Origin of the sequence: Blautia sp. AF34-10, from assembly GCF_003477865.1 — a bacterium.
Classification (GTDB): Bacteria; Bacillota; Clostridia; order Lachnospirales; family Lachnospiraceae; genus Fusicatenibacter; species Fusicatenibacter saccharivorans.
In genome coordinates this window covers 1-25,035 of sequence record NZ_QUED01000019.1, presented here as the reverse complement: position 1 = coordinate 25,035, position 25,035 = coordinate 1, and the positions used below count along the sequence as shown (strand labels likewise).

General features: G+C 45.5%; 28 protein-coding genes and 1 pseudogene. 3 read left to right on the top strand and 26 right to left on the bottom strand.

Going from position 1 to position 25,035, the window contains the following annotated elements; translation table 11 throughout:
- Positions 1–90: 90 nt before the first annotated feature.
- The 3 genes from DWZ60_RS11890 to DWZ60_RS11875 form a co-directional block, all read right to left on the bottom strand.
- Positions 91–1,047 carry a D-2-hydroxyacid dehydrogenase gene (locus DWZ60_RS11890; protein ID WP_022461361.1) on the bottom strand — a complete coding sequence of 319 codons (957 nt, stop codon included), beginning with the start codon at positions 1,045–1,047 and terminating at the stop codon, positions 91–93.
- Between the two features lie 175 nt (positions 1,048–1,222).
- On the bottom strand, positions 1,223–2,008 hold the full coding sequence (locus DWZ60_RS11885; protein ID WP_117802479.1) for a hypothetical protein: 786 nt from the start codon (positions 2,006–2,008) through the stop codon (positions 1,223–1,225).
- 340 nt (positions 2,009–2,348) lie between these two features.
- Complete coding sequence (locus tag DWZ60_RS11875; RefSeq protein WP_117804838.1) at positions 2,349–3,047, bottom strand: 5'-methylthioadenosine/adenosylhomocysteine nucleosidase; 699 nt, start codon at positions 3,045–3,047, stop codon at positions 2,349–2,351.
- Positions 3,048–3,351: 304 nt separating this feature from the next.
- On the opposite strand from DWZ60_RS11875, the gene DWZ60_RS11870 reads away from it, so the two are divergent.
- Entirely contained in the window at positions 3,352–3,594 is a 243-nt protein-coding gene (locus tag DWZ60_RS11870) for a TIGR03905 family TSCPD domain-containing protein (protein ID WP_022461364.1), read from the top strand.
- A 184-nt stretch (positions 3,595–3,778) separates the two neighbouring features.
- On the opposite strand, the pseudogene DWZ60_RS11865 reads toward DWZ60_RS11870, so the two are convergent.
- From DWZ60_RS11865 to DWZ60_RS11855, 3 genes and pseudogenes are all read right to left on the bottom strand, one after another.
- A pseudogene (locus DWZ60_RS11865) lies at positions 3,779–5,400 on the bottom strand (MBL fold metallo-hydrolase RNA specificity domain-containing protein).
- Between the two features lie 637 nt (positions 5,401–6,037).
- The gene (locus tag DWZ60_RS11860) at positions 6,038–6,535 is read right to left on the bottom strand and encodes a DUF6147 family protein (RefSeq protein ID WP_119221680.1); all 498 of its coding nucleotides are present in this window, start codon (positions 6,533–6,535) and stop codon (positions 6,038–6,040) included.
- A gap of 58 nt (positions 6,536–6,593) precedes the next feature.
- On the bottom strand, positions 6,594–7,553 hold the full coding sequence (locus DWZ60_RS11855) for a DUF4367 domain-containing protein (RefSeq protein WP_119221679.1): 960 nt from the start codon (positions 7,551–7,553) through the stop codon (positions 6,594–6,596).
- Between the two features lie 83 nt (positions 7,554–7,636).
- Between DWZ60_RS11855 and DWZ60_RS11850 the strand changes: the two genes are divergently transcribed.
- Positions 7,637–8,704: an undecaprenyldiphospho-muramoylpentapeptide beta-N-acetylglucosaminyltransferase gene (locus tag DWZ60_RS11850; RefSeq protein WP_119221678.1), complete on the top strand. Its 1,068-nt coding sequence runs from the start codon at positions 7,637–7,639 to the stop codon at positions 8,702–8,704.
- On the opposite strand, the gene DWZ60_RS11845 is transcribed toward DWZ60_RS11850, so the two are convergent.
- On the bottom strand, positions 8,620–9,231 hold the full coding sequence (locus DWZ60_RS11845) for an RNA polymerase sigma factor (protein ID WP_279220337.1): 612 nt from the start codon (positions 9,229–9,231) through the stop codon (positions 8,620–8,622). The genes DWZ60_RS11850 and DWZ60_RS11845 overlap by 85 nt on opposite strands.
- Before the next feature lie 59 nt (positions 9,232–9,290).
- Positions 9,291–9,707: an HIT family protein gene (locus tag DWZ60_RS11840; RefSeq protein ID WP_172680766.1), complete on the bottom strand. Its 417-nt coding sequence runs from the start codon at positions 9,705–9,707 to the stop codon at positions 9,291–9,293.
- Between the two features lie 203 nt (positions 9,708–9,910).
- On the opposite strand from DWZ60_RS11840, the gene DWZ60_RS11835 reads away from it, so the two are divergent.
- Positions 9,911–10,594: a two-component system sensor histidine kinase NtrB gene (locus tag DWZ60_RS11835; protein ID WP_055219129.1), complete on the top strand. Its 684-nt coding sequence runs from the start codon at positions 9,911–9,913 to the stop codon at positions 10,592–10,594.
- On the opposite strand, the gene DWZ60_RS11830 is transcribed toward DWZ60_RS11835, so the two are convergent.
- The 18 genes from DWZ60_RS11830 to DWZ60_RS11745 all read right to left on the bottom strand — a co-directional run.
- Positions 10,569–11,243, bottom strand: coding sequence for a rhomboid family intramembrane serine protease (locus DWZ60_RS11830; RefSeq protein ID WP_243002061.1), 675 nt, complete (start codon positions 11,241–11,243; stop codon positions 10,569–10,571). The genes DWZ60_RS11835 and DWZ60_RS11830 overlap by 26 nt on opposite strands.
- Positions 11,244–11,550: 307 nt before the next feature.
- Positions 11,551–11,946, bottom strand: coding sequence for an FHA domain-containing protein (locus DWZ60_RS17320; protein WP_158576393.1), 396 nt, complete (start codon positions 11,944–11,946; stop codon positions 11,551–11,553).
- Between the two features lie 119 nt (positions 11,947–12,065).
- The gene (locus DWZ60_RS11820) at positions 12,066–13,043 is read right to left on the bottom strand and encodes a DUF6382 domain-containing protein (protein ID WP_119221676.1); all 978 of its coding nucleotides are present in this window, start codon (positions 13,041–13,043) and stop codon (positions 12,066–12,068) included.
- A 16-nt stretch (positions 13,044–13,059) separates the two neighbouring features.
- Entirely contained in the window at positions 13,060–13,485 is a 426-nt protein-coding gene (locus tag DWZ60_RS11815; RefSeq protein WP_226906365.1) for a TadE/TadG family type IV pilus assembly protein, read from the bottom strand.
- 2 nt (positions 13,486–13,487) lie between these two features.
- Entirely contained in the window at positions 13,488–13,919 is a 432-nt protein-coding gene (locus DWZ60_RS11810) for a prepilin peptidase (RefSeq protein WP_022461943.1), read from the bottom strand.
- Positions 13,920–14,114: 195 nt separating this feature from the next.
- Positions 14,115–15,269, bottom strand: coding sequence for an RNA-guided endonuclease InsQ/TnpB family protein (locus tag DWZ60_RS11805; RefSeq protein ID WP_119221675.1), 1,155 nt, complete (start codon positions 15,267–15,269; stop codon positions 14,115–14,117).
- On the bottom strand, positions 15,208–15,864 hold the full coding sequence (locus tag DWZ60_RS11800) for an IS607 family transposase (RefSeq protein ID WP_172680768.1): 657 nt from the start codon (positions 15,862–15,864) through the stop codon (positions 15,208–15,210). The genes DWZ60_RS11805 and DWZ60_RS11800 overlap by 62 nt, the downstream gene beginning before the upstream one ends.
- A 179-nt stretch (positions 15,865–16,043) precedes the next feature.
- Positions 16,044–16,781 carry a hypothetical protein gene (locus DWZ60_RS11795; RefSeq protein ID WP_147397746.1) on the bottom strand — a complete coding sequence of 246 codons (738 nt, stop codon included), beginning with the start codon at positions 16,779–16,781 and terminating at the stop codon, positions 16,044–16,046.
- Positions 16,782–16,947: 166 nt separating this feature from the next.
- Positions 16,948–18,480 (bottom strand): DUF5702 domain-containing protein, encoded by a 1,533-nt coding sequence (locus tag DWZ60_RS11790; protein WP_119221673.1) that lies wholly within the window; start codon positions 18,478–18,480, stop codon positions 16,948–16,950.
- Positions 18,481–18,636: 156 nt separating this feature from the next.
- Positions 18,637–18,804 (bottom strand): Flp1 family type IVb pilin, encoded by a 168-nt coding sequence (locus tag DWZ60_RS11785; protein ID WP_022461946.1) that lies wholly within the window; start codon positions 18,802–18,804, stop codon positions 18,637–18,639.
- A gap of 50 nt (positions 18,805–18,854) precedes the next feature.
- Entirely contained in the window at positions 18,855–20,153 is a 1,299-nt protein-coding gene (locus DWZ60_RS11780; protein ID WP_119221672.1) for a type II secretion system F family protein, read from the bottom strand.
- Positions 20,154–20,224: 71 nt separating this feature from the next.
- Positions 20,225–21,025, bottom strand: a complete 801-nt coding sequence (locus DWZ60_RS11775; protein ID WP_055265537.1) for a type II secretion system F family protein — start codon at positions 21,023–21,025, stop codon at positions 20,225–20,227.
- On the bottom strand, positions 21,022–21,324 hold the full coding sequence (locus tag DWZ60_RS11770) for a hypothetical protein (protein ID WP_055219111.1): 303 nt from the start codon (positions 21,322–21,324) through the stop codon (positions 21,022–21,024). The genes DWZ60_RS11775 and DWZ60_RS11770 overlap by 4 nt, the downstream gene beginning before the upstream one ends.
- A gap of 172 nt (positions 21,325–21,496) precedes the next feature.
- Positions 21,497–21,757, bottom strand: coding sequence for a hypothetical protein (locus tag DWZ60_RS11765; RefSeq protein ID WP_243038314.1), 261 nt, complete (start codon positions 21,755–21,757; stop codon positions 21,497–21,499).
- Between the two features lie 167 nt (positions 21,758–21,924).
- On the bottom strand, positions 21,925–22,305 hold the full coding sequence (locus tag DWZ60_RS11760) for a TnpV protein (protein ID WP_117592879.1): 381 nt from the start codon (positions 22,303–22,305) through the stop codon (positions 21,925–21,927).
- Between the two features lie 20 nt (positions 22,306–22,325).
- Positions 22,326–22,733, bottom strand: coding sequence for a DUF6262 family protein (locus DWZ60_RS11755; RefSeq protein WP_117592877.1), 408 nt, complete (start codon positions 22,731–22,733; stop codon positions 22,326–22,328).
- Positions 22,717–24,225, bottom strand: a complete 1,509-nt coding sequence (locus DWZ60_RS11750) for a tyrosine-type recombinase/integrase (RefSeq protein ID WP_225877012.1) — start codon at positions 24,223–24,225, stop codon at positions 22,717–22,719. Before DWZ60_RS11750 ends, DWZ60_RS11755 begins: the two co-directional genes overlap by 17 nt.
- On the bottom strand, positions 24,212–25,035 hold an 824-nt coding region (locus DWZ60_RS11745; protein ID WP_147397745.1), incomplete at its 5' end, for a tyrosine-type recombinase/integrase. The genes DWZ60_RS11750 and DWZ60_RS11745, both read right to left, overlap by 14 nt.

Genomic DNA, 25,035 nt, shown 5'->3' with positions numbered 1-25,035 from the left:
CTTGGGAGCGGCTGTTCTTACAGTCCCCTCTGCGGTTCCGTCGGATGTCCGGCTCTTTTTATGTATTTTGTCCCTGGCTTTGTACCCCTTTTATACCACGCGGTTTTCCATGCCGCCTTCCAGGTACGAAGCAATATTTTTCTGCACCAGTCCGATCAGGCGCGTGCGGGCTTCCTTCGATGCCCAGGCGATGTGCGGCGTAATGTACAGGCGGTCATCGTCCGCCATTTTCAGCAACGGACTGTCACTGCGGATCGGCTCGCTGGAAAGTACATCGAGCGCTGCTCCGGCGATCAGGCCCTCGCGCAGGGCACAGCAGAGGTCACGCTCATTCACGATCGAGCCGCGGCCGACGTTGATCAGAATTGCGTTCCGCTTCATGTTGGCAAACGTTTCGATATTCATCAGGTTCTCGGTCGCCTCATTTAACGGGGCGTGGATGGAAACCACATCAGAATCCTTCAGCAGACGATAGAGATCGACCCGCTCGTAGTCCGGATCGTCGTGTGCACCGGAGGTGGAGTAATAGATCACACGGCAGCCGAATGCCTGTGCAATCGAAGCCACTTTTCTGCCGATCGCGCCAAGGCCGATGATGCCCCACGTCTTGCCCTCCAGCTCGGTGAACGGTCTGTCCATGCAGGTGAAAAGACTGCTGGCGGCGTAGCTGCCGTTTTTTACGTAATCATCGTAATAACGGAGTTTTTCTGCCAGATAGAAGTACATCGCAAAGGTGTGCTGGGCCACGCTGACGGTGGAATAGCCGGCGACGTTCGTCACGGCGATGTTGTGGCGCTTCACATAATCGAGATCGATGTTGTTGATGCCGGTTGCGGTGACGCAGATCAGTTTCAGGTTCTCCGCGCCGGACAGGGTGCGGCTGCACATGCGCACCTTGTTGCAGATGACAATATCCGCCTCCCGCACACGCTCCGGGCATTCCTCCTCCGTTGTTTTTTCATATACTGTCACTTCTCCAAAACGGGAAAAGCCGGACAGATCCATGTCCTTTCCCAGTGACTCTGCCTCAAGAATTACAAGTCTCATGTTGGTTCCTCCTTTTGCAGATGATGATTCTGCTTTATCCGGGAAAGCAGTGCCGCCTGTCTGTTTTGAAAGACAGCACTGCCTGAAATATTTTTATCTTAGATACCTGCGGACTGCCGATTCGGAAATATGGTCATGTCGATATGCCATGCTCCCCGGCCTGATCCCCTGGTATTTACACGTATTCGCTGATAATTTCCCTCATCAGCTTCTCTTCCTCGGGCGTCAGCATTCCGGCAAACCTGCTCTCGGCCGCGGCGGTCTGGCGGATGCCCTCCCTGACTTTCGAAATCCTCGCTTCTTTTTCCGGGTCTGCGAACAGTTCATTCCGCTCTTTGGCGGACTCGCTTCCCGCAGTCTGCGGTTTTGCTTTCGCCGCTCCGGTTCCTGCCTGTGCCATGGTTTCCGCCTGCACCGGCTGCCGTTCGGTCTGCTGTACGGTTTCCAGCACCGCACTCTGTTTCGTCGCTGCAAACTCATTTTCCAGATAGTCTGTCCAGCCGTTCAGCAGAATTTCCTCTTTTCCGCCGAAATCCAGACAGAGCCGGAAAAAGACAAGGCCTCCGGCGAGCGCGGTGCCCGTTCCGAGGTAGCGCATCAGCTCCGCCTCTCCATAACGGTATCGGTAGATCGCCCACAGCGAAAGAATCGACAGTGCCAGAACCGTGAGGATCATATTCTGGCTTCCGCGCAGAAGCGTCGGGACTGCCATTCCCGCTGACCTGCCCTGTGCAATCTGGCTGCGCATAAACGCCCCGGCATTCGAAAAGGGATGCGCTTTTCTCTGACACGTTTCCAGCACCGACCTGGTCCATTTCGACTTTGGTTCCTTCAGCCTTCCGAGATCGCGGATGGCCCGGGTGTAGAAACGGTTATTCCAGAACAGGCACCACACACCGGCGATTCCTGCTGCTATCATTGCGTATAAGAACACATTTTGTTTCACACAAAACTCCAGCATTCTTATTCCCCCTGATGATTTTTGAATTTGCCTGTCATGATCATATGCCGGTGCTTCCGTTGCGGTGCATCGGCGGATGCCGCGGCAGAATTTGCGCGCACAGGATTCTTCCGCTGGCATATCGGACAGAAGGACGTCTCCTCCTCCGATGTGCCACAGTATAGCACTGCCGGAAAAATTTGGAAACAAAAAACGTTCGTCAAATTCTTTGTGATTCTGTGCTTTTTCGCGTGAATTTTTATTTTTCGTTCCTTCAGGGGACTGCTTTCGTGCCGGTTCGCGTGGTTTCGCTGGTTTTCGCCTGCCCGTTTGTCGATTTTTTCTTCTTGCTTTTTTTAGATTACAGGCGTTTTACCATTTCCTGCAGCAGGTTGACACAGTGGCGGGCTGCCTCGCTCTCAAAGGTCGGGTAGTCCATTGTTGCGCTGTCGTCTGCTTTGTCGGAGATGGCGCGGAGTACGACGTATGGAATCTTGTTCAGATAAGCGCCCTGCGCAATCGCAGCGCCCTCCATCTCGGCGCAGGAACCGTTGAATTCCTCGATCAGACGGTTTTTCACTTCTTTGCTGGAAATAAACTGGTCACCGCTGACCACGCGTCCGCGGAATACCTGGATTTCCGGATTGACTTCCTTGCAGACTTCCTCTGCCACCTCTGCGAGGTGCTCGTCTGCCTGGAAGCTTAAAACACCCATCTGCGGAATCTCGCCGAGCGGGTATCCGAAGATGCGCACATCCATGTCGTGCTGAACAGCATCGGTCGAAATGACGATATCGCCGATGTTGATTTCATTCCGCAGGGAGCCTGCAATTCCGGTGTTGATGACACAGTCCACGCCGTAATCATCTACAAGAATCTGGGTGCAGATACCGGCATTTACTTTGCCGATTCCGCTGCGCACAACAACCACTTCTTTTCCGTTCAGGTAACCGTGGTTGAACTCCATGGATGCTTTCGTGCGGATTGTAACATCCGTCATCATTTCCTTTAAGCTTGCAACTTCAACTTCCATTGCACCGATAATTCCGATTAACTTCATGTTTATGATATCCTCCAATAACTTTACATGTACTCTCCGATTCTTTCTGTTCTTGCTTTTATGAAATCATTTTTGTCAGCGGTCAGCCGCTAAAGTAAGAACGGAAAACTCCGGGAGTCCATTTTCTTTTCCTTCTGGTTTCTTTGTAATTCCTGTTACAGTATACAATAAATTTGGGATCTGTGGTATCTTTTTTCTTTGCTGTTTTCGTAATCTATGATATAATAGCAGGAACCGAAGAATTATCGTGGCTGAAGTTCACGATAATGTTCTAATTTTTTATTCACAAAGGAGGATCCTATCGATGGAATATACAACAAAAGGTACCTGTTCCAGAAAAATTCTGTTTGAGGTAGAAGACGGTAAAGTACACAACGTACAGTTCGTAGGCGGATGCAACGGAAACACACAGGGTGTTGCAAGACTCGTTGAGGGCATGGACGTAAACGAAGCCATCTCCCGCATGAAAGGCATCGACTGCAACGGACGCGGAACATCATGTCCAGACCAGCTTGCAAAAGCGCTGGAACAGGCTATCCAGAAATAACTTTTTTTACGCTTGCTCTTTTTTATTATAATAACTCCCCGGGGAATGCTCACCCCGGGGAGTTTGTAATTTATCCACTTCTGTTTTTTCTTTTCTGATGCAGCACAGCTTCCCTGCCGCCTGCTTTCTTCCGGTTTTTCTTCTATATTAATAGCACAGTCTTTCTTCCAGCCACCGGACTGCTTTATCTGTCCCATTTGTCGCAGAGACTGTTGATCTGGTCAGCAAATTTCGAAAGGTCTTTGTTAGCACCGCCTTTGTTTCTTGTAATGACGGTGAGCAGCCGCTGACCAGCCGCAACGAGGCGGTCGAAGACGGCATTTCCGCTGCTTCTCGTGCGCAGGGTTCCTGCATTTGCGGCACTTTCTTTCTGGATCGGAATGCCGACAGTTTTCTCGATAAATTCATTTTCTTTCAGATCAAATACGGTTCCGGAGAACGGAGCCATCGCCGGGTAGCGGAATTCGTCCCACAGTTTTTCTGCAAAAATTTCCGTCACTTTATCTTCGCCGTGCGTTACGAAAACGCGGTCCGGTTTTGCCCGCAGACTGCCCGCCCATTTGAGCAGTCCTTCCTGATCTGCGTGGCCGCTCATGCCCGGGAACTGGATGATGTGCGCGTTCACATGAACCTCTTCCTGGAACAGTTTCACCTCCTTCGCGCCTCCGATCAGCGCCCGTCCCAGTGTACCGACGGCCTGATAGCCGACGAAGAGAACCGTACTCTCCTGCCGCCAGAGGTTGTGCTTCAGATGATGCTTGATTCGTCCTGCATCGCACATACCGCTCGCGGATATGATGACCTTCGGGGTTTCGTTGAAGTTGATGGCTTTCGACTCATCGGATGTAATCGAGAGCTTTAAGCCCGGAAACAGAATCGGATTAATGCCCTGCGCAAGGAGCGCAGCTGCATCGGAATCGTAGCACTCTTTCTGATGATCGCGGAAAATATTGGTTGCCTCAACGGCAAGCGGACTGTCCACGTAAACCGGGAATTCGCCGTGGCCGTGAACCAGATGTTCTGCCTTAATTTCACGAATAAAGTACAGCATCTCCTGCGTTCTTCCAACAGCAAACGACGGGATCACGAGGTTGCCGCCGCGGTCGAGCGTTTCCTGAATGATTTTTGCCAGCTCCGGTACATAATCCGGTTTCGGACCGTGGCTCCGGTCACCGTAGGTGGATTCCATAATCACGTAATCAGCGCTCTCTGGGTACTCCGGGTCGTTGATCAGCGGCTGATGGATATTTCCGATATCGCCGGAGAAGAGCAGTTTTTTCGTCACACCGTCCTCTGTCAGCCACAGCTCAATGGATGCGGAGCCGAGCAGATGACCGGCATCGAGGAAACGGATCTGAATGCCGTCCGATAGTGTCACACGCTGATGATACGGAATGCCCTCCAGTAAGCGGATCACGCCGAGGGCATCCTCCATGTGTATGGTGTGACGTAATCTTCTTTTCCCGCCCGGCGGTTCTTGCGGTTCCGCCACTCGGCCTCGGCAAGCTGAATGTGTGCGCTGTCCCGGAGCATGATGTCCGAAAGCGCTACCGTCGCCGGAGTCATATAGATTGGGCCGCGGAAGCCGTGCGCATACAACAGCGGCAGATTTCCGGTGTGATCGATGTGCGCGTGCGTGATCAATACAAAATCAAGCTGGGATGCCGGGACCGGAATTGGTTTGTTTTCGTAAATATTCGGTCCCTGTTCCATACCGCAGTCCACTAAAAACTTCTTTCCGGCAGCCTCCAGATAATAACAACTGCCCGTCACTTCATGTGTTGCTCCAAGAAATGTAAGACGCATAAGATGCCTCCTGTTCTCCCGTTTTGTTCGGGGACAAAATGTTGTCACTACGGGTCAAAACACGCGTTATGCGTTTGGCCCGTTATCGCGGCCAGCAGTCATCAAGTTCTCATGCCAGCATGGTCTTTGACGCGTTGTCCGCGAAAATAATCTGAAATTTCCTTTGTATTTTATGCTTATTCTCTCTTTTTTGATTATTATAGCATAATATCTGGCGGATTCCAACGGAATTTTAAGGCAGATTACACAACAATCTTGATATTTTTGTTCAATTATGGGCATCGGCTTGTAGAAGCGTACAGAAAAGAGGCACCGGTATTCCTGCAGTAATACCGATGCCTCACTTATCGGGGTCAGCCGATGTTCCGTATGATCACTCACACGCTGAACATAGTAACACATGATGACTCAGATCTGTGTTGTGGTTGGAAAAAGGAATTTCGACGCGTTGAAATCCTGAAAGATCTGCGTTTTCGTCTTAATATATTCATTGTTATAAGGTTTCTATAGGGGACTGGCCCCGAAAGGGGATGAGGGAGTGTAAACTGAGCTGGGTTAGAAATTTTGTCCGTTCGTTTACGCTACCTCTTTTGCGCTTATATTGCAGCTAATTACTTACGTTATGTAGAAACTTTCACTAGCCAATGTAAATACCGTCCGTTACACTACCACCATTTTCGATCACACCATTTTTTGTACATGAATGATAGCCTCTCAAACGATAATAATAACCTTTTTCCACTTTGACCTGTTTACTCATATACACTGAATTAGTATTATACTCAACATTTTCCCACTTTTGATAACTGTAAAAATTTCCGTTTCCATTCGAACGCTCCAAATACACATTCAGCTTTACAGTGTTACAACTTACATTGCATTCCGTTCCGCCAAATATTCCTACATAGCCACCTCCGTTGTTAGTAATTCTTACAGTTCCTTGATGCAAATACGTACTTCTTGCTACGCTTAAATATTCTCCACTCGATTCCAATTTATCCGTTAAAATAGATCCATCTATCGTCTGACCTAAATAATCCAGTGTTTCGGCTTGTACATTTACAGCATTCAATGACATGGTTAAAGCGAACAAAGCACAAAAGAGTAAGTTTTTTAAATTCATAACCTTTTTCATACTTCCTCTTTCCCCTCGTCTTCACCTACATCTTATATACGCACACTTTTTATAATAATTACAAATTATACTGCATTTCATTTAAAATCTTCATCAATTCTTCTTTATCAATTTGTCCACTTAGTTCATAGTAGGCATCTCTATAACACCATTTTGCATAATAATTTTCTTCATCGTTTTCAGAGATTGTTCCCATTTCAATATCTAATACACTATCAAGCGTTTCCACCTGAATCTTTTCTCTATCCTGCCAATCACTTTGTGATAAATCATTATCATTTGCTGACAATCGAAAATAAATTTCTTTTTCTCGATAATGATATTGTATTATTGCTAATTTTGTTTCTTTAGATATATATGTTCTACTATACTCCATTCCCGCTGGAATATAATAAAGTTCTGGAACCGCAATATGTAAAACATTCCTGATCTCTTGAGTTGCTTCCTCAAAACTTCCCGCTGAATATTCTCTATCTTCTCCATTATTCATCTTAGCCACATCACCCGTATTTCTTACTCCATTAATCGTCTCCACCAACCGAATCCGATTCGCCTCGCTCGTCATACTCGCTCCAAAAACGCACGCCCCCACAACCAACACAACACCAGCTGCCTTTGCCGTCCGTACCCAGTGTTTTGTTGTTTTCGCTCTCTTCGCAATCTTCTTCTGTCTCTCCGCCTGCTTTTCGCGTTCTGCCTTTCTCTCCACGATCTGGCGGCGGATCTCCAGTGTTTTTTCTGTCGGGTTGCCTTCCGCGTCCGCGAGTCCTTCCTTCTGGAGTCGCTGCTGGAAGCGCTCGTACATTGCGTTCAGTTCTTCCTCTGAAAGTGCAGGCGCAGCCTCCGGCTCCTGTTCTGTTGCTGTGTTTCCTTCCTCTGCCTTTACAACTGCCGATTCCCCTTCCACCGTTTTCGAATCCGCAGCCATTTTTTCTTCCATCGTCTGCTCCAGTTTCTTTTTCAGCTGTTCTTCTTTTTCTATCTTTTTCATCTTCTTCCGTTCCTCGGCATTTTCCATGTTGTAACCGCTCTTGACTTTTTTTCTTCTTGAGGGGATAATAAAAGCCAAATGATATTATCAAATTCCAGGGAGGAATTCTCATGAAGCATATTGTTCTGACAGGCGGAGGTACCGCCGGCCATGTTACCCCGAATATTGCCCTGATTCCAAAATTAAAGGAAGCAGGTTATAAAATCTCTTATATCGGTTCCTACGACGGTATGGAGCGCAAGCTGATCGAAGATCTCGGCATTCCGTATTACGGAATTTCATCCGGAAAGCTGCGCCGCTACTTCGATCCGAAAAACTTTTCCGATCCATTCCGCGTCGTAAAAGGCTACTTTGAAGCAAAAAAACTGCTCAAAAAGCTGAAACCAAACGTTGTCTTCTCCAAAGGCGGCTTCGTTTCGGTACCGGTTGTCCTTGCCGCCAAAGCATGTAAAGTCCCGGCGCTCATCCACGAATCGGATATGACGCCTGGTCTGGCAAATAAACTGTGTATTCCGTCCGCTGCAAAGGTCTGCTGTAATTTCCCGGAAACAGTCAAATGTCTCCCGGAAAACAAAGCCGTTCTGACCGGAACGCCCATCCGCCAGGAACTGCTGTCCGGCGATGCACGGGAAGGTCTGAAGTTCTGCGGCTTCACTGCCGTAAAACCGGTTATTCTCGTCATCGGAGGAAGCCTTGGTTCCGTCGCTGTCAATCATGCGGTCCGTTCTATTTTACCAGAACTTCTGAAAGATTTCCAGGTGATTCATCTCTGCGGTAAAGATAAACTGGATGCATCCTTAAATGGTACCGAAGGTTACGTTCAGTTCGAGTACATCAAAGATGAGCTCCCGGATCTCTTCGCCGCAGCAGATCTGATCATCTCCCGCGCCGGCGCAAATGCGATCTGCGAAATCAGTGCTCTGGCAAAACCAAACATTCTGATTCCGCTTTCTGCCAATACCAGCCGCGGAGACCAGATTTTAAATGCGCGTTCCTTTGAGCGTCAGGGTTACAGTAAAGTTCTGGAAGAAGAATCCGTGAATGCGCAGACCCTTCAGTCCGCAATCCGTGAGGTTTACGAAAATCGTCAGACCTACATCAATGCGATGAAGAAGAGCAGCCACACCGATTCCATCGGCCGCATCCTTTCCCTGATCCAGGAATGCGAACGCAAATAGTAACTACAGAAATCCCATTCTCTGGCTTTGTCAGCAAAGTGCTGGCAAAGCCATTTTTTCGTCCGGGTCATTTTCACCCGCAGATTTCCGATGGTAATACCCATTTCGGATGCTACTTCCTTTTCCGGACGCTCATGTACCTTGATTTCACGCGTAATATAGTAACCCGATTCATCATGATCTTTCAGTGCGTCCATCATTTCCCGAAAAAAATGATTTCTCTCCTGCTTTTCTTCCTCTACAAGCGTCGGAAGTTCCATCTCTTCCGCCCGAAGATCCTCATCCAGTTCGTTCCAGTCAAAACGCTGTGCTTTTCTTTGATAATCAATTCCCAGATTCTTTGCAGCAACACGGACCCAGCCTTCTACTCTGTCTTCATCCAGCGCATCAATATTCAGGTACAGTTTCACCATCGTTTCCTGTGCGATATCATCCGCATCGGCTTCATTGTGCACCGCCTGCATTGCGGCTGAATAGGCTGTCATTACATACTTTTTATATATTTCTGAAAAGTTATTTTTGTCCATTGTTCTCCGCCCCTGTTCGTCTGTCATTGATTCTTTTTCTGGCTGCTGCCAGCCCTTTCTCAGGCCTTCAGCTCTGCCGTCACGCTCTCAATGATCTGCTCTTTTACCGCATCCTCGAGAGTTCCCTGCTTCCATGCAGCAATACCGGCATTGTCCCCTTCATATCTTGGAATCAGATGCATATGGAAGTGGAATACCGTCTGTCCTGCTGCCTCGCCGTTGTTCTGTACCAGGTTGAAGCCATCGGAATGCAGTGCTTTTGTCATGGCTGTTGCCATTTTTTTGCCGAGAATCATTGCTTTTGCTGCGGTTTCATCCGGAATCTCATAAATGTTTGCAAAATGCTGTTTCGGAAGAATCAGCGCATGTCCTTTCGTTGCCGGTCCCTGATCCAGAATGACACGGAACTCATCGTCCTCATACAGTGTTGCGGTTGGAATTTCTCCGTTTGCTAATTTACAAAAAATACAATCCATGATCTTTTTCTCCTTTACTTTTTTTGATTTTTTTGTTGTTCCGAATCCCGTTTCGCACGGTTCCGGACAACTCTATTTTCTCACTATTTGTCGAAAAATGTCAAATAATGCAGAACGCTTTTTGTTGCGCGCTCCCCCTTTTCAATGCTAAACTTTTGCCTAATCAAAAATCATTACCTACGCATCATAAGGAGGATACGGCTATGTCAAAAGAACCAACAACCAATTCACAGGGCTTATCGGAAGAATGTCACGCTATGATTTCCCGGATTTCACATGAGGTTCGAAATCCTGTTGCGGTTATCCACAGCTTTCATCAGCTTCTTCTTTTAGCGCATCCGGAGCTTTCCAACGATCTCTATTTTCAGAAAATCCAGGAAAATATGGCTTTTCTGAACTCCCTGCTCGATGAGCTCTCCTGCTATAATCATTCATATCGGGCGGTACGCGCTTACGTGAATCCTTATCTTCTGCTCCAGAATCTCTGTGCCGATACCGGCGTTCTCCTCGAAAAACAACAGGTTTCCATTGAACTTGTCAAGGAATCTGCCATTCCGCGCTTTGCCCTTGATACCACGCAATTTCGTCAGCTTTTTCTGAACCTGATCCGAAATGCGGCGGAAGCAATGCCTTCCGGCGGAACGATCAAAATCTCTCTCTGTTTCGACGGTGACTTTCTGACCATCCGTGTGCAGGACACTGGCTGCGGAATCCCCGCCGAGGATCTGCCGACTCTCTTTGACCTTTTTGTCACACATAAGAAAAACGGAACCGGCCTTGGACTTGCCATCTGCAAGGAAATTGTAACTGCACACGACGGCACGATTTCCGTTTCTTCCGTGCCCGGGGAAGGAAGCACCTTTACGGTCGTTTTCCCCTTTTCCTGATCCTTGCCATTCCCGGATAGAGAACCGCCATCAGGACTGCACCTGCCAAAAAACCGCCGATGTGTGCGAAGTTGTCCACATTTGAAGACTGGAATCCGACCAGCAGCGAAAGGACAGCCATGACGGCCATCCGCCGGAAGGTGAGATCCTCCAGCCTTCCTTTCCGAAATGCCAGAAGAACAAGCATCGCTCCGACTGCAGAAAAAATCGCTCCCGAAGCGCCGGCGGAAACTGCCGGTGCTTCCCCTGTTTTCATCAGGAACAGTTCATGCAGATACGAGCACAGATTTCCGACGAGTCCGCCGCCCATATAGATGACCAGATAACGGATCTTTCCAGCTGCGCGTTCCAGGTAATCCCCAAGGAACAAAAGAAGCAGCATGTTGTTGATCAGATGCTGGATGCCAAAGTGAAGAAACATACTCGTAAACAGGCGATAGTATTCTCCGCTCTCAATCAGCGGCGCATACGCCGCACCGCAGTCCATCATATGTCTGGAGCTCTCTGTCCCTCCGGTCAGTGTGACTGCAAGGAATACCAGAATATTGCATACAACGATGACCAGATTGATGCTGTTTTTTGATCTCTTCCACATACGGTCCACGATATCTTCGTTCGGATCGTAACTGTTTTTCCTTTGTTCTTCCATTACATCATTTCCTTATCTGTGCTATTTTTTTATTATAATTTAATTCACTTGTAAATGCAAGAAATCGTCAAATTTTTTTCTTTTTTGATAAACGTTTTTCGACAATTATTGACGCTTCACGACGACTTTCGACGTTTTATGACATTATTTTTTACATTATTTCTTTTTTTAATTTTATGCATAATTTTCTTTTCTATAATATTTTTGTTTCATTCGCATAACTTTTTTCTTTGATCATTCTGCCATATTAAAAATAACGCATCCAGCGCTTTCTCCAAATCGAAAAAGTGTAATGCGTCATTTTTCTCTAATTTCTGTTTTTCTCTCCCGCCTTATACCGGTATTTCTTCCCGGCAAATGAGATATCGTCTCCATCCTCCAGCTTCTTTTTTGTCTCGCCCATCAATGGAACGCCATTCACCGTTGTTCCGTTCCGCGAATTCAGATCCAGCAGATAATCTCCCTCTTCTGTACTGACCAGCTTTGCGTGAAGGCGGCTTACCGTACGGTATGGCAGAATTACATCTGCCGCCGCTGACAGTTTTCCAATCAATGTGCTTCCGCGTTCAATCGGAATCAGCGGAAGATCAATCGGATCTATCGGAATCAGATATGCCCTTCCCTCATCCTCCGGGCTGGTCAGCAGTTCCGTTTTTCCAAACAGATCCTCTTCATGCCCCTCCAATTCCATCAGGCTGTGCATCTTTCTGTTTTCCTGTTCTTCATTCTTTTCCCATGTTTTCTCTTTTTCGACTGAGGAATCCCTTTTCCATCCCTGCTGTTCTGTATCGCTTTTCGGATTCCATGTTCCATCTTTCTGTTTTAGGCCCTTCCGATTCTGATATTCCGAAAATACATCTCCTGTTTCTCCTTGTTTCCGGATTCCTGCGGCCTTCCCATAGCTTCCTGTTTCTGTTCCCGACTGCCGCTTTTCCATCGACTGACAAGTTCCAATGCCAGACTTACAATTCCCACAACAGCCGCCGCTCCTCCCAGCACCAGATACCAAACAGTTTCGGCCTGTGTCCACCGCAGTGCCAGCACACCTCCCAGAAATCCGATGCAGATCACTGCTTCCACAATATTTTTCCAGCGTCCCTCATCCTTTTCTTCCTCCGCTTCCACAAAAAAATTTTCCGCCGCTTCCGCTTCTTGTTCTCCCCAAAGTGTTTCCTCCATCTGTACAGGCGGATTTTCTTCCCTGGGACGCTCTTTTCCCTCCTGCTCCGTCGTTTCTTTCTTCTCTTTCCCTGTCTGATATAAGAGTGCCTGAATCATCTCAACCGAAAAGATCTCCGCCGAAATCTCCCGATACAGTCCATACCCGAGTACTACCGCATCCTGCTCCTGGTGATCCAGCTTCGGCAGCAGATATTCCATCAGCTCCCGGATCTGCTTCTGAAAACAGCCTGTGTGTCCCTGCTTTCCCGGCAGATAACAGAAGGAAAAGTTCTCCAGATTTGCATCTGCAAAAACCAGCTCCGGCTGCAGAACGAGACCGTCCGGTGCAAGCAGGTACTGCCCCAGTTCTTCGAGAAGATCCAGCAGCTGTTCAAACAGTTTCCGCAGCGCCTCCGCCCCAATCGAGCGCTGTTCAAACACACTCTGAAGCGACTGCTTTGATGTCACCTCATAGTAAAACAATGTTTTATCATCCATTTTCCCGATTTTGCAGTCCAAAAGCCCTGGGATTGTGTTTGTCAGCAGCATACGGATCTGATACGACGCCGTGTCCGGCTCTTTTTCCTCCTGTAAAATAACATATGTATGATTCAAATCTCTTTTATAATCAATCTGCATTTCTCCGCTTCCGTCCTTACTTCTGGTTCCAGATCTGTTTTACTGCCCGTATCTTCCGGATCGTTTTCACCGGATTGTTTCTCCTGCTTTCACTCAAAACCGAATATTCCCACGCGTTCCGGCTCCAGATTGGCAGAATGTTTCCTTCTGCTTTTATCTGAATCTCTTTTTCTCTGCATTCCGTCTGTACAGTCACCGGTTCAGCCGGAAGCGGTATCTGGGAAATCCACCATTCCATCCGGCTTTGGGCGGCTGCCTCTCCTTTTTCCACAGACAGACGGCCTTCACTGGCGGCAAGCATTGTGCTTTCATATGCCGCAAATGTATACCAGCTCCGTGCGTGTACAAAAAAGGTCAGCGACAGCAGAAGAAAAATCACCATCAGAACAAGCGGCACGACCAGAACTGCCTCTACCGTAATACTTGCTTTTCTCATTTTCACTTTCAAAGCATTCCGCACCTCCCCACAAATCCAAGCAGCAGAAACGGCACCAGCGGTATGGAATCCTGTTTCCGTATTTTCTTCCGCATCAGAAGGACTCCGCAGAGTACCGAACAGAGAATGAGTCCCAGCGTCAGAACGCCGAACGTCTGCCCAAATCCCAGCCAGATTCCAACCGTCAGAAGCAGAAGGCCGTCCCCGTATCCCACCTGTTCCCGTGATATATAACTGAGCGTCAGAAATCCTGCTCCCGGCAGCAGGGACAGCAGCCATTCCAGCCACGATGTCTGTTCCACCAGAATCTGCCATCCAATGCCTGCAAGGAATAAAACACCGGTCAGGACAAGGCTGATCTGCCGTTTCCTCACATCCATTCCGGCAAGAATCCCCAGATACAGCAATATAATTGCACTCTTTACTTCTTCCTGATACACAGCCGCGGCCTGCCACTCAAAATGTGATTAAATATACTTATCACATCGAGATAATGTAAGTTCTCACGAATCTTACTTACTGCTTCAGTGTGTATACTTTTGATTGACCGAAATCATATCTACTCGTAGGTCCATGTACACTCCACAGTCGTTAATTCCCGAAATAGCCTTCGGTACATACTTACATTTGCTTCCTTATGCAATCTTGTAAGTTTTTACGTCCCTCAGATTCAGTGCCGCATTGAAATCCCTGTCTTCAACATAGCCACAATGACATCGAAATGTTCTATCGGAAAGTTTTGAATCTTTCTTGATCGTTCCACAACAATGGCAGATTTTTGATGATGGATACCATCTGTCTGCAACCCGAAGTTCAATGCCATTTTCTTTGCTTTTCGCCTTCAGTTTTATTCTGAATTCGTAAAACTTCTGCGAAGCAACTGCTCTTGAAAGATGTTTGTTCTTCATCATCCCCGATACATTTAAGTCTTCAATCGTTATATAAGATGGTTTGGTTTTTACGATCTCTGCGATTGTCTTATTGATGTAATCCGTACGGATATTGTCTATTTTATGATGAAGTTTTTGTACCTTAAGTTTTTGTTTTTGTATATTCGCTCTTTGAGTGGACTCTCCTTTCTTTAGATTTTCATACTTTCGGGAGAGACATCTCTGTTCCCGAACGAGTCGTTTTTCTAATTTCTTTAATCTTGCTGATTTGTTGATATTCTTATAGGTCTTACCATTTGAAACAATGGCAAAATCCTTTAGCCCCAGGTCGATGCCGATTCCTTCGTTAGAAGGATCAGCAGTTTTGTTGTCAGGAATTTCTATAAGAGCCGAAACATAATATCTGCCCGCTTTCATGGAAACATGCCCGCTTTTTATGGTATATCCTTCTTTCGTCGTAGGAATGTATCCTTTTTCTTTGATGCGAACCCATCCAAGCGACGGGATGTTAACTCTGTGTCTCTCGCAGCGACAATCTTTCGGATTATTCTTTACGAAATACATCTTCACATCAGATCTGCCTTTCTTTTTGAACTTCGGAAAAGCACTTTCATGATCGAAGAATTTTTTAAATGCAGTTTGTCCATGATTTACCGCCTGGGTCACTGCTTTTGAGTATGCTTCCTTAATCCATAAATATTCTGGATGTTGTGGAAGATATTCATGATTCAGCCAGACTCTGAATTTACTGCTGCTCATGAATTTTTCGCCATTTTGATAAAGTTCTTTGTTATGGGCCAGATAGAAATTGTAAATAAATCTACAAGTTCCTATTGTTTTATGAATCCTGACTTTCTGCTCTTCTGTCGGATGGATTTCCGTCTTGAAGCTCTTTAGCAATTTCCTCGTCCCTCTCTATTTGTTTTTTATACTTACGAAGTCCATACAATCTGCAGGAGAACACATGAAGTATGGAAACAATGTCCTGTACAAGTTCTTCCTGTGGTGATAATTCTTCATTGTTTACCACCACGATCGTTGTATTGAATTTCATACAGAATTTTTCAAACCAATCATAACCGAATCGGATAAATCTGTCTTTGTGGGTTATGATGATCGTTTTTACTTTCTGTTCCATTACTTCATCTAATAATTTATTCCACTTTTTGCGGTTGTAATTAAGACCACTTCCATACTCTTCGATACATTGGTCTACAATGATTCCTCTGGCATTACAAAACTGTCGCAAAAATGCGACCTGGTTTTGCAAATCGTCTTTTTGATTTTTTGTAGATACTCTGGCATAAATAACTGCCTGACGTTTATCATTTTCGATATTTATGCCTTTGAATTGAAGATATTGGTCATACGTATAATAACGCCTGTCGGTCGGAGTTCGATTTGCTTTTAAAATTCCTTCTCTGTCCCAACGCTGTAACGTTTTAACAGATATCCCTAACAGTTCAGCAAAATCTTTCGGCTTGTAGTTTGTGATATTTGATGTGTTCATAATATGATTCTCCTTTTATATATTTAAACACGTTATATCACATTTGACAATATATTTAGTTACTTATATTTTCCTCCTTTCCGCAAACCCGAGTTTCTGTTTACCGTCCTTCTTTCCAGTCTCACCCGGAAAGAAGACACCTGCTCTGCTCATATCCGGCTTTCTTACGCCGCCTTTTTCGCGCATTTCGAGCACTGCGGCAGTCCATCCGTCTGTTCCAGTGCTACAAGTTTTACTTTACGTTTCAGCCCTTTGCAGGAAAGACTGTTATGATACCGGTTTCCGTATTTCGTATAGTAAACTTCCGCACCCGCAGCGCCATTTCCCACGCACTGTTCGCATTCCTTATATTTTTCTCCATCCTGATTCCGTTTCCACGCAAGCGCACCCGGTGAGGAAACCTGGATCGAAAGATTGATATGACTGCACGACGAATCGGTATGATACACACTGCCGTTCTCAGTCACCCACACCATCTGTTTTGCTTCGCCCTCTTCTTCATCCGCCTCCTCTTCTGTCTTTCCGCAGAACAGATGCACTTTCGCACACGCTGCAATTCCCCGGTTCCGCACCGGAACGATACGGTTTCCCATTTTCGGCCAGTAAATCGCTTTCAGTTCCAGCCATCCATTTTTCACACGGCTTCCTGCCAGTGTCACCATTCCATTTTCGCGGATTTCTTTTGGAATCTTTGCTTCTGCATAAGCAATGCACGCGGCCGTTTCCGGTATTTCATACGTTTCTTTTCCCGTCTCATCCACCGCGTAGGCACAGACGGAAAGATACCGCGCGGACTCCTGCAGAGATACCGTCAGCATTCCATGCAGCCGGTAAAGATCCACGATTTTTAATAACACAAGAACCGCGATCAGAAAAACAGGAAGTGCCAGTGAAGCTTCCACCGTCAGGCTTGCCCTGTTCCATTTTCGTTTTACAAAAGGCTGCTCTCCTGATCCGGATTTATAAAAATTCCCGGAAGAGTGGATAAGTTTTTTGATAAGGTTCCAGAAATAAATGTGCCGTTCAGAAGAACACCCTTTTGTATCCCTGCCGGAGTCATCCCATTTTTCAGGCTGCTCCCTGCATCTCATATCCATAATTTCTCGTAATCTCATACTCTCGTTTCCCAATTACCGCCGTAAAACCGGCTTCCAGTTCATCGACACAGCAATCCAGTCGGAAACCCGGCTGCTGCTGTTCTGTCCGCATATTGTATTCCACCAGATCCATCGCTCCAAACGTTACCGCTTTTCCCGATTTCTGCATCAAAAGCAGCCGCAGATAATCGGAATACTCCATGCCGCCCGGTGCATTTTTTCTGCTCTGATCCCCTGTTTCCAGCAGTTTCGGAAGCTGTTCCAGAGAAAGCTGCCACGATTCTGCCGTTTTGAACAGTGCTACTTTTCCACCATCCAGCAGTTCCCGCAGATCCAGAATGCTTTCTGCAAATGCCCAGCACACGGCAAGTGCCATTTTCACAACCGGCATCGCCGCCGGAACTCCAAATGACGCGGCAATTACCCCCGCCATTGCTTCCATCTCGCCCTGCTTCTGCGCATCTTTCGCCAGATACACCAGATTTGCCGCCTCCCGCAGCGCCAACAGACGGTTCACGGTTCCCGCCAGATTATCCTGGTCACTGTTTTTTCCGCAGAGCACATATTCCACCTGGCACTGCAGCCCTTCCTTCTTCTCCTTGCTGGTATAGCACGGAAATTTCCACAGAATATATTCGGACGAAAGCATCTTATCCACAAAGCTCAGTTCTTTTCCACACTCTGCCATGCCAAACCCACTCTGCAGCTCCCGTTTTGATGCAAGAAACGATACATCCGTTTCCCCCTGTGACAGTGCCTGCCCTTCCGGGAGGACCAGTCCTAAAATTCCCATTTTCATTACTTTTTGAATGACCTCAATCGGATTCACAAAATCTTCCGGTACCGGCTGCTTCTGATCCGGTTCCGAAGGCGTGCCGTTTCCAGATTCTCCTTCACCTTCTGTTTTTTCTGTTCCCTCTTCTGGCTGTTTGGATTCTTCATACTGTTTTAAAACCTCCTCTTCCTCGTAACCGCTCTGTCCGTCCTCCTGACGTTTCACGGTTTCCTGTTCTCCTCTTAATTTCTGGGAAAGCTGCTGTATTCCATAAGTTCCAAGGCTGGCTTTCATTGCCTCACAGATCTGACGGGAGAAAGCACTTCCCTCCTCGTCTGTCGCAAGACGATAGCCGCTAAGATAAACTTCTGTAACCTGTCCGCCAGATAAACTGCCTGATAGAATTCCCATCCCCGATGCAGTGGGGGACAGAACTTCTCCCGCAGTTTCTGCGACTTTTCTGCTCATGGTTTCAGGTTTCCAGACACCGCTCTTATCCCCGCCGTTATAAAAAAACAGCTCGTACTGTCCCAGCAGTGTTCTGTCATACCCGGCAAACAGAGAATACAGTCCCTGTTCCATTGCGCAGGCCGTCATCACCCGTGCATGGGCATTTCGCACCGACGCAATTGTCCCGGAAATCAGGGAAAGCATCAGTATCAGAACGAGACACAAATATGCTGTTATGCTTCCGGCTGCCCATCTTTTCTGTCTTTCTGTTTCCCTCATGGGATACAGCTCCTTCCACTTTACTTTTACTTTTTCGAACTTTAGATGCCGTGGATCGGATAAAGGATATACCGAGACACAGATATGCAAATGACATATAGGTCCGTACCGGCTTCTAAATTTTTCTTTGGAGTTCCGTATTGGACATTTTCCCGTTTATACGGTGTTGCTCTGGTTTGTGACCTTCTCCATCAGACTATTGACCAGACTCACAAGCTGCTTTTTAAAGATTAGTACGAGTCCGATCAGCACAACGAGAATCAGAATCACTTCCACAACACCCACCGCATCTTCCTCTTTCCAGAACTCCGATATCAGCTTCATAATTCCCACCTCCCTCTCTTTACCAGCTGTTGTGGGGATAAAAACATCCCCTATGCATAAAAGGACAAAAATGCCGGAACCGTGAGTATGACCAATACAACCGCAAGCATCATGCCCATCGGAAGAAGAAGCTTTGTCGATGCCTTTTCTCCTGTTGTTTTCGCCTGCCTTCTTCTCTCCTCAAAGGCCTCCTGCGATTCCTGTTTCAATAATTCCAGCAGTCCTTTACTGCCTTTTTTCAGATTCTGCGTCAGCAGAACAGCAAGGGAACGATACGCTCCGGTTCCCATACGCATTCCCATGCGCTGGTACGCTTCCTGCTCGGAAACACCGTTTTCCATCTCCTGGCAGGTAAATACAATCTCTTCATAAGCAAAACGTTTCTGCCCGCCAAGCGCCAGATTTTTCCGGTAATCCACTGCAATCCGCTCGAGTACTTTCCGCATCCCAAGCCCGGCACCCAGAAGAAGAACCATTTTGCTGACAATTTCGGGATAATCCCGCAGCATCTGTTCTTCTCTTTTCTGCCTTGCTTTTTCTTGTTCCCTTCCTTTTGCCGCCCAGCAGACTGCTCCTGCCGCCGCGGCAAGTGCCATAAGTTCCAGACCTGTCAGATCCGGCACTTTTGACCATGTTACAGTTTCTCCGTTCAGTGTCTCCGGCAGATAATAGGCTGTTTCTTCGGGATGCGCTTCGTTTTCTTTTTCCACTGCTTTTTTCAGTGCCCTAAGAACCGCATCCCGCCCTTTTATCTCCGGTGGATAGACCTGAACCTTCCGTATATATTCTATTGTTTCCCCCTGAAGTTCCAGTTCCGCTTTCAGCGTAACCTCCACTCCTTCTTCGGGAATCTCGTCTGACAGCAAACCCCGGCTGTCAATCAACAACGGCCTGTCTGTTTCCCAGCTAAGCGCCACCGGGCTTCCCGGTATTTCCGTAACCAGATCCATGTTTCTGTTTACCGTATGAAAAGACAGATTCTCACCTAAGATGATTTCATCCAGCGCCTCTATCGCCGCACTGAACGCCTCTTCTATCTCTTCTGCGCTGTAAGCTCTTGCAGGTACAGACAGTGTAATTCTTTCCGGTTTCTGATTTCCAACAGAAACCTCAAGTTTTTCCTCTGTCGGTTGGCTGCCTAAGGCACCCCGTTCCAGTTGAAGTTCCGCTTTTTCATCTCCTGAAACTTTTCGCACTCCGATCGGAAGGCAGAGTGCAGTGCCCGCTATAAACCCTGTCGCTGCAAGGCAGAAAATCCGTCTCACCAATTTGTGATCTTCCGCCTTTTTTCTCATCCGGAAATACCAGATGAACAGCCCCGCCCATGCGGTCAGACAAATCCACAACATTTGATTTCTCCCCTTTTTTGCGGACGAATCGTTATGATTCGCAGTCTTACTTTTTAAACTTCAATTGCTTCTTAAAACTCAATGTCCAGAATCTTCTTTCCAAGCACCCATGCTGCCAGATACACGGCAAGGCATCCGCTCATGAAGAAAACTCCGATTACATTCCCATACATCACACTTAAGAATTCCGGAAAGGAAAGCTGTACATATCCCAGAATTCCGAACGGCACAACACTCATAATATTCTGCTCGAACCGCCGGGAAGAAACGCCCGCACGGATTTCCCGCATCGTGTCAATTCTCGTACAGAAAATATCCCACGTATTCTGAAAGATCTCGCAGACATTTCCTCCTGTCCGCTTCGCAATCACCAGTACACTTGCAAACGTCGCAATATCGTCAATGCGGCTTCGCACCGCAAGATCCTGAAACAGTTGTTCCACCGGCACGGAAATCATCATTTTATGACGCATCCGGCGCAGTTCCTGTACCAGAATGTTTTCTTTTCCCAGCGACTGTTCCAGCTGTCCTGCCGCCTCCAGCACTGCATTTTCCATGGAATAGCCGGAACGCAGTGCCGTGTGCATCCACGCAATCAGATCCCGGAAGCTGTCGTACAGCTCCTCTTTCCGTCTCTGAATCCGGTTTTTCCGATACGTGTGAAAACATACGATTCCAACCGGAACCACAGCAATGCATGCCCACCACGCCCGGTAACAGAGCAGGTTCACAGCGGCGGCAATCCCAAGACTGATTCCCGCTATTTCGAGATATTCCCGACCGGTAAATTCCCAGGTCTGATAGTCAATCCCCTTCGTCTCCTTCTCCTCTGCCATGCCCGTCTTTGCCTGGCTTCCCGCACGTATTCTCATCCTGTTTTCCCCTCCAGTTTTTCTCTGTGTACCAGTTCGCCTGTCTTTTGCAGGCCTCTCCCATATTCTCTTCGAAACAAAGAAACCGTTTTGATTTCGTCCTCCTCCATCCCTGTGATCTCTGCGATCTCCTCCACCCGACGGCTTCCATCCTCTCCGCGTCCTAAATGCACGAGAATTTCGATTCCCGATGCAATCTGGCGGCGGATTGCTTCCAACGGGAGCTGCACTCCCATCAGCACCATCGTTTCCAGACGGGAGATCATATCTTTCACGCTGTTTGCATGTGCCGTGCTCAAAGATCCCGCATGCCCGGTATTGAGTGCCTTTATATGGACTCCCTATGTTCCCATCATGCAGAAATACAATATCTGTACTTAATACACAATGTATATAACGTTATTATCTTGCCATTTCACAGTTGCAAAAAGAAAAGAGAACCTTTCACAGCCCTCTTTCATATCGACTTTCTCATTCATTTGTCATACTCAACAGTTTGTCAACCAATGTCTCTAAACTTTTTCCCAAAAATGGGACAAAGTCTGGTATTGCACCAAATGCCATCCCAATTATTATCATTCGACCACATTCTCTTGCAGATTCCAATGCAAATCCATAGCTCAAAACACCTGTCAGAATAAATATAATTGATAAAAAGTAAAGAAAAATATTTCCCAACATCATAGGAATTTTTAATAACCAGCAAATCAATGTCATTACTACAAGAATCAAACACAAAAACACTTTTATTATGTACTTAACCAACATTTTTAATCCCTCACTTTTTTATCTTTCCGGACAGCAAGAATCCTGCCATCCGGACTTCCATTTTTTTGCTATCCGGACTTCCACTTTTTTGCTATCCGGGCTGCAAAATTCTTGCTATCCAATACAGTTCATTATCCTTTCGTGTATATCATTTCCGTCAAAATCATCTCTTCTGCATCATGACAAATGGTATTCATCCTCCTAGTCCATTCCATGTTGTCCTGTCTTTTTAATTTCTCTGTAATTCCTTGTTTCTCCATCATCTGTTTTACTAATTGTTCTTCCCTATCCCTTGCTTCTGCATCAATCTGATTCAAATGCTCAACAAGTTTTCCTTGTAACAACAATATTTGATATTTTGCCCTTCTGTGTTCCTGTAAATAGCTTTTACGAAGCATCCCATATTTCCCATATGTTGGTTCAATATCTTTAAGTGCCAATTCCGGCAAATAATAATCACCACATAACATATAAGTAAGTCCATTTTTCTCATCGTAAATTTCGTTCTGCATAAAATATTCTCCTTTTCTTCCTATAATTGGTCGTACATCTTCAACAGTGTTCCCTTTTTCATTTGACTATATTTCACTTGTAATTCTTCATATTTTTTCTGTAGATTCTCATATTCGTTTTTCGGAACACTATCGGATAATTTCTGTTCTAAACTCTTAATCCGTGCTTCCTGTGCTTTTGCAATAGCATCGCTTTTAGGATTTCGCAATATCATTCCCTGTTGTTTTTCCTTCAATTCCATCATGACCTGTTTCACATTCGGATTATTATAGAAAAAACCTCTGGAAAGTCCTGTTAATTTTGTAAGTTCAGCAACTGAAATTTTTATATTTTTTCTATACATTGTTTCAATAGCTGTTATTGCTGTTTCCGTCATTTCCGCACTTTTTTCTTTTGCCAGTGCTACCATTTTATCGTGTTTCTGCATTTTCCTTTTCCCTCCTGTATTGTGCTAATAATTCATTCATTTCATCTCGTACAGCCTTTGTATCCTCCGCTAATGCTTCGTTTCTTAACCGCCGATAATGTGGTATGGTTCGTGTATCCTTATGCCCCAACAGCCTTGCAATGCTATCATCATCTAATTTCATTTCTGTAAGTTTTACTCCAAAAGTGTGTCTAAAACGATGTGTACGAAACTCAAAATAATTTCCATTATCATCCCTGATATCATTTTCATAAATCATGATATTTACATGATATTTCAGCATTGAATCTGTATATAATTTCCCATTATCTTGCAGAAAAATATATTCTGAATCTGGATGGTCCTTTTCTGAAACTTCTATTGCTTTTCTAATCACTTCTGCCAGCTGATCGCTGACTGGTCTTTTGTATTTCCTTGTTTTATGCTGGAGAATAGTTATAAAATAATGCCCAGATTTCTCAGATAAGCAATCCCTTCGCAAAGTCAACGTATCCTCTATTCTTGTACCGAGCATCTGATGTATTATTAGACATCTTCCTAACTGGGGCTTTAATTTTGTTAATGCACTATTAAATCTCCTGATTTCTGCATCTGAATACGCTTCTGGCAAAGCGTTGTCATATGCTCTGCAATCACTGGACAGAAAAAGATTGCATAAATTTTCTATTTCCAGTTCCCGCCCAATTTCATCCAGCAGATTATCCAAAACCGACAGTTCTGTTGTGTAACTGACTGATGTAAGACCGGTATCCGTTTTTATATAAACCAGATAATCTTCTATCATATCCCTGCTAATTTCTGTAAAATGCTTTACTTCTGGAAACCGATCATACATAAATCTAGCAAACCGACGGAATCCACACAATTCGCCTTTTATACTACCCATTGCTTTTGTCTGGCAGTGGCTATACAATATTCTCTTTATTATCTCTTTAAATTCTCTCTGCCTAATCTCACGAAAATCTAATCTATATCTTCCACGAATCGGATTACTCCTTGGCACAATATCCAGCTTTCTCATATCCCATACATCTTTTTCATTTTCTGGAATATCTGCTGTTTTACACTTCACAACATACTCATAATACATTTTCAGAAAAGAAACCTGAGCGCTATTTTGTTGCTCAACATTCCGCCTATCCGGTCTATTTCTTCTAACGTACAGCGCCAATCCTTTTTTATATAAAAATGCTTTATAGCTTCTCTCCAGTTCTTCCCATTTTTTATCAGTAATGCTGCTACAGCTTGTACACTTCTCATTCAGAAATTCTTTCAACAGATCAAATCTGTAAATATCATTTACGGCTGTTGATAATGATAAACGTCTGCATCTATCATCGATATACCCATAAATCTCATCCTGTATCTTTTCATTACGAATCTCTGATATGTAGTACACCCTGTTTTCCTTCCATTTCAGCCCAGCCAACTGTTTTTCTGTAGCTTGTTGATAACAGTCATAAGAAATCAAATTAATATTACCTTTCATCATCTTCTACTCCTTTCAATTTAAATGACTGATTTCTTGAAAAATATTTATCTTCAGCCGATACAATACGTTCCGGCATGAAATCAATGTACTGTTTTGTCATATTCTCACTTGAATGTCCCAGATAATCTCGTACCCCTTGTATAGAAACTCCATTTCCGTACATTGAAGTTGCAAGGTTATGTCTGTAATCGTGTGCTCTAAAGATATAATCTCCACAGGCAATCCCACGAGCCTTACACTCCCGAATCATCTGATTTGAAAATGTCTGTCCATTAAATGCACCACCTTTTTTATTTTTGAATAAATACTCCCCATTTTTTATTCCGTACTTTTTTTCATAATCGTTCACCAGTCCAACCAATAAACTCGGAACAGGAATGACTTTTTCCCTCCGCATTTTGCTTTGATATATGCGCATCCAATTCTCATTGCCTTGTGAATAAAAGGCTCCCGATTTTATTGTACAAACCTCGCTTTTCCTAATTCCTGTGCAAAACAAAATCAAATACATCAACTGTAAATGCTCTGGGAATGCCGGCAACTCCTTAATCAGATGAGCAATTGTTTTTTCTGGAACACTTCTTTCGTTGTGTTCTGGAAAACCTTTTTTAAAAAATCGTTCCGGATAAAACTTCAACACTTCAATATTTTTCATTTTCAAAAACTGTAGAAATGTATGTATATGAGTTATATATCGGTTAAACGTGGAATATTTAATATCGGACACATCCAAAATAGATACATAATCCGCTATATCTTGTATCTCCAGTTCAGTTACTTTCTTACTCTGTCCATCCAGATATTTTAAAA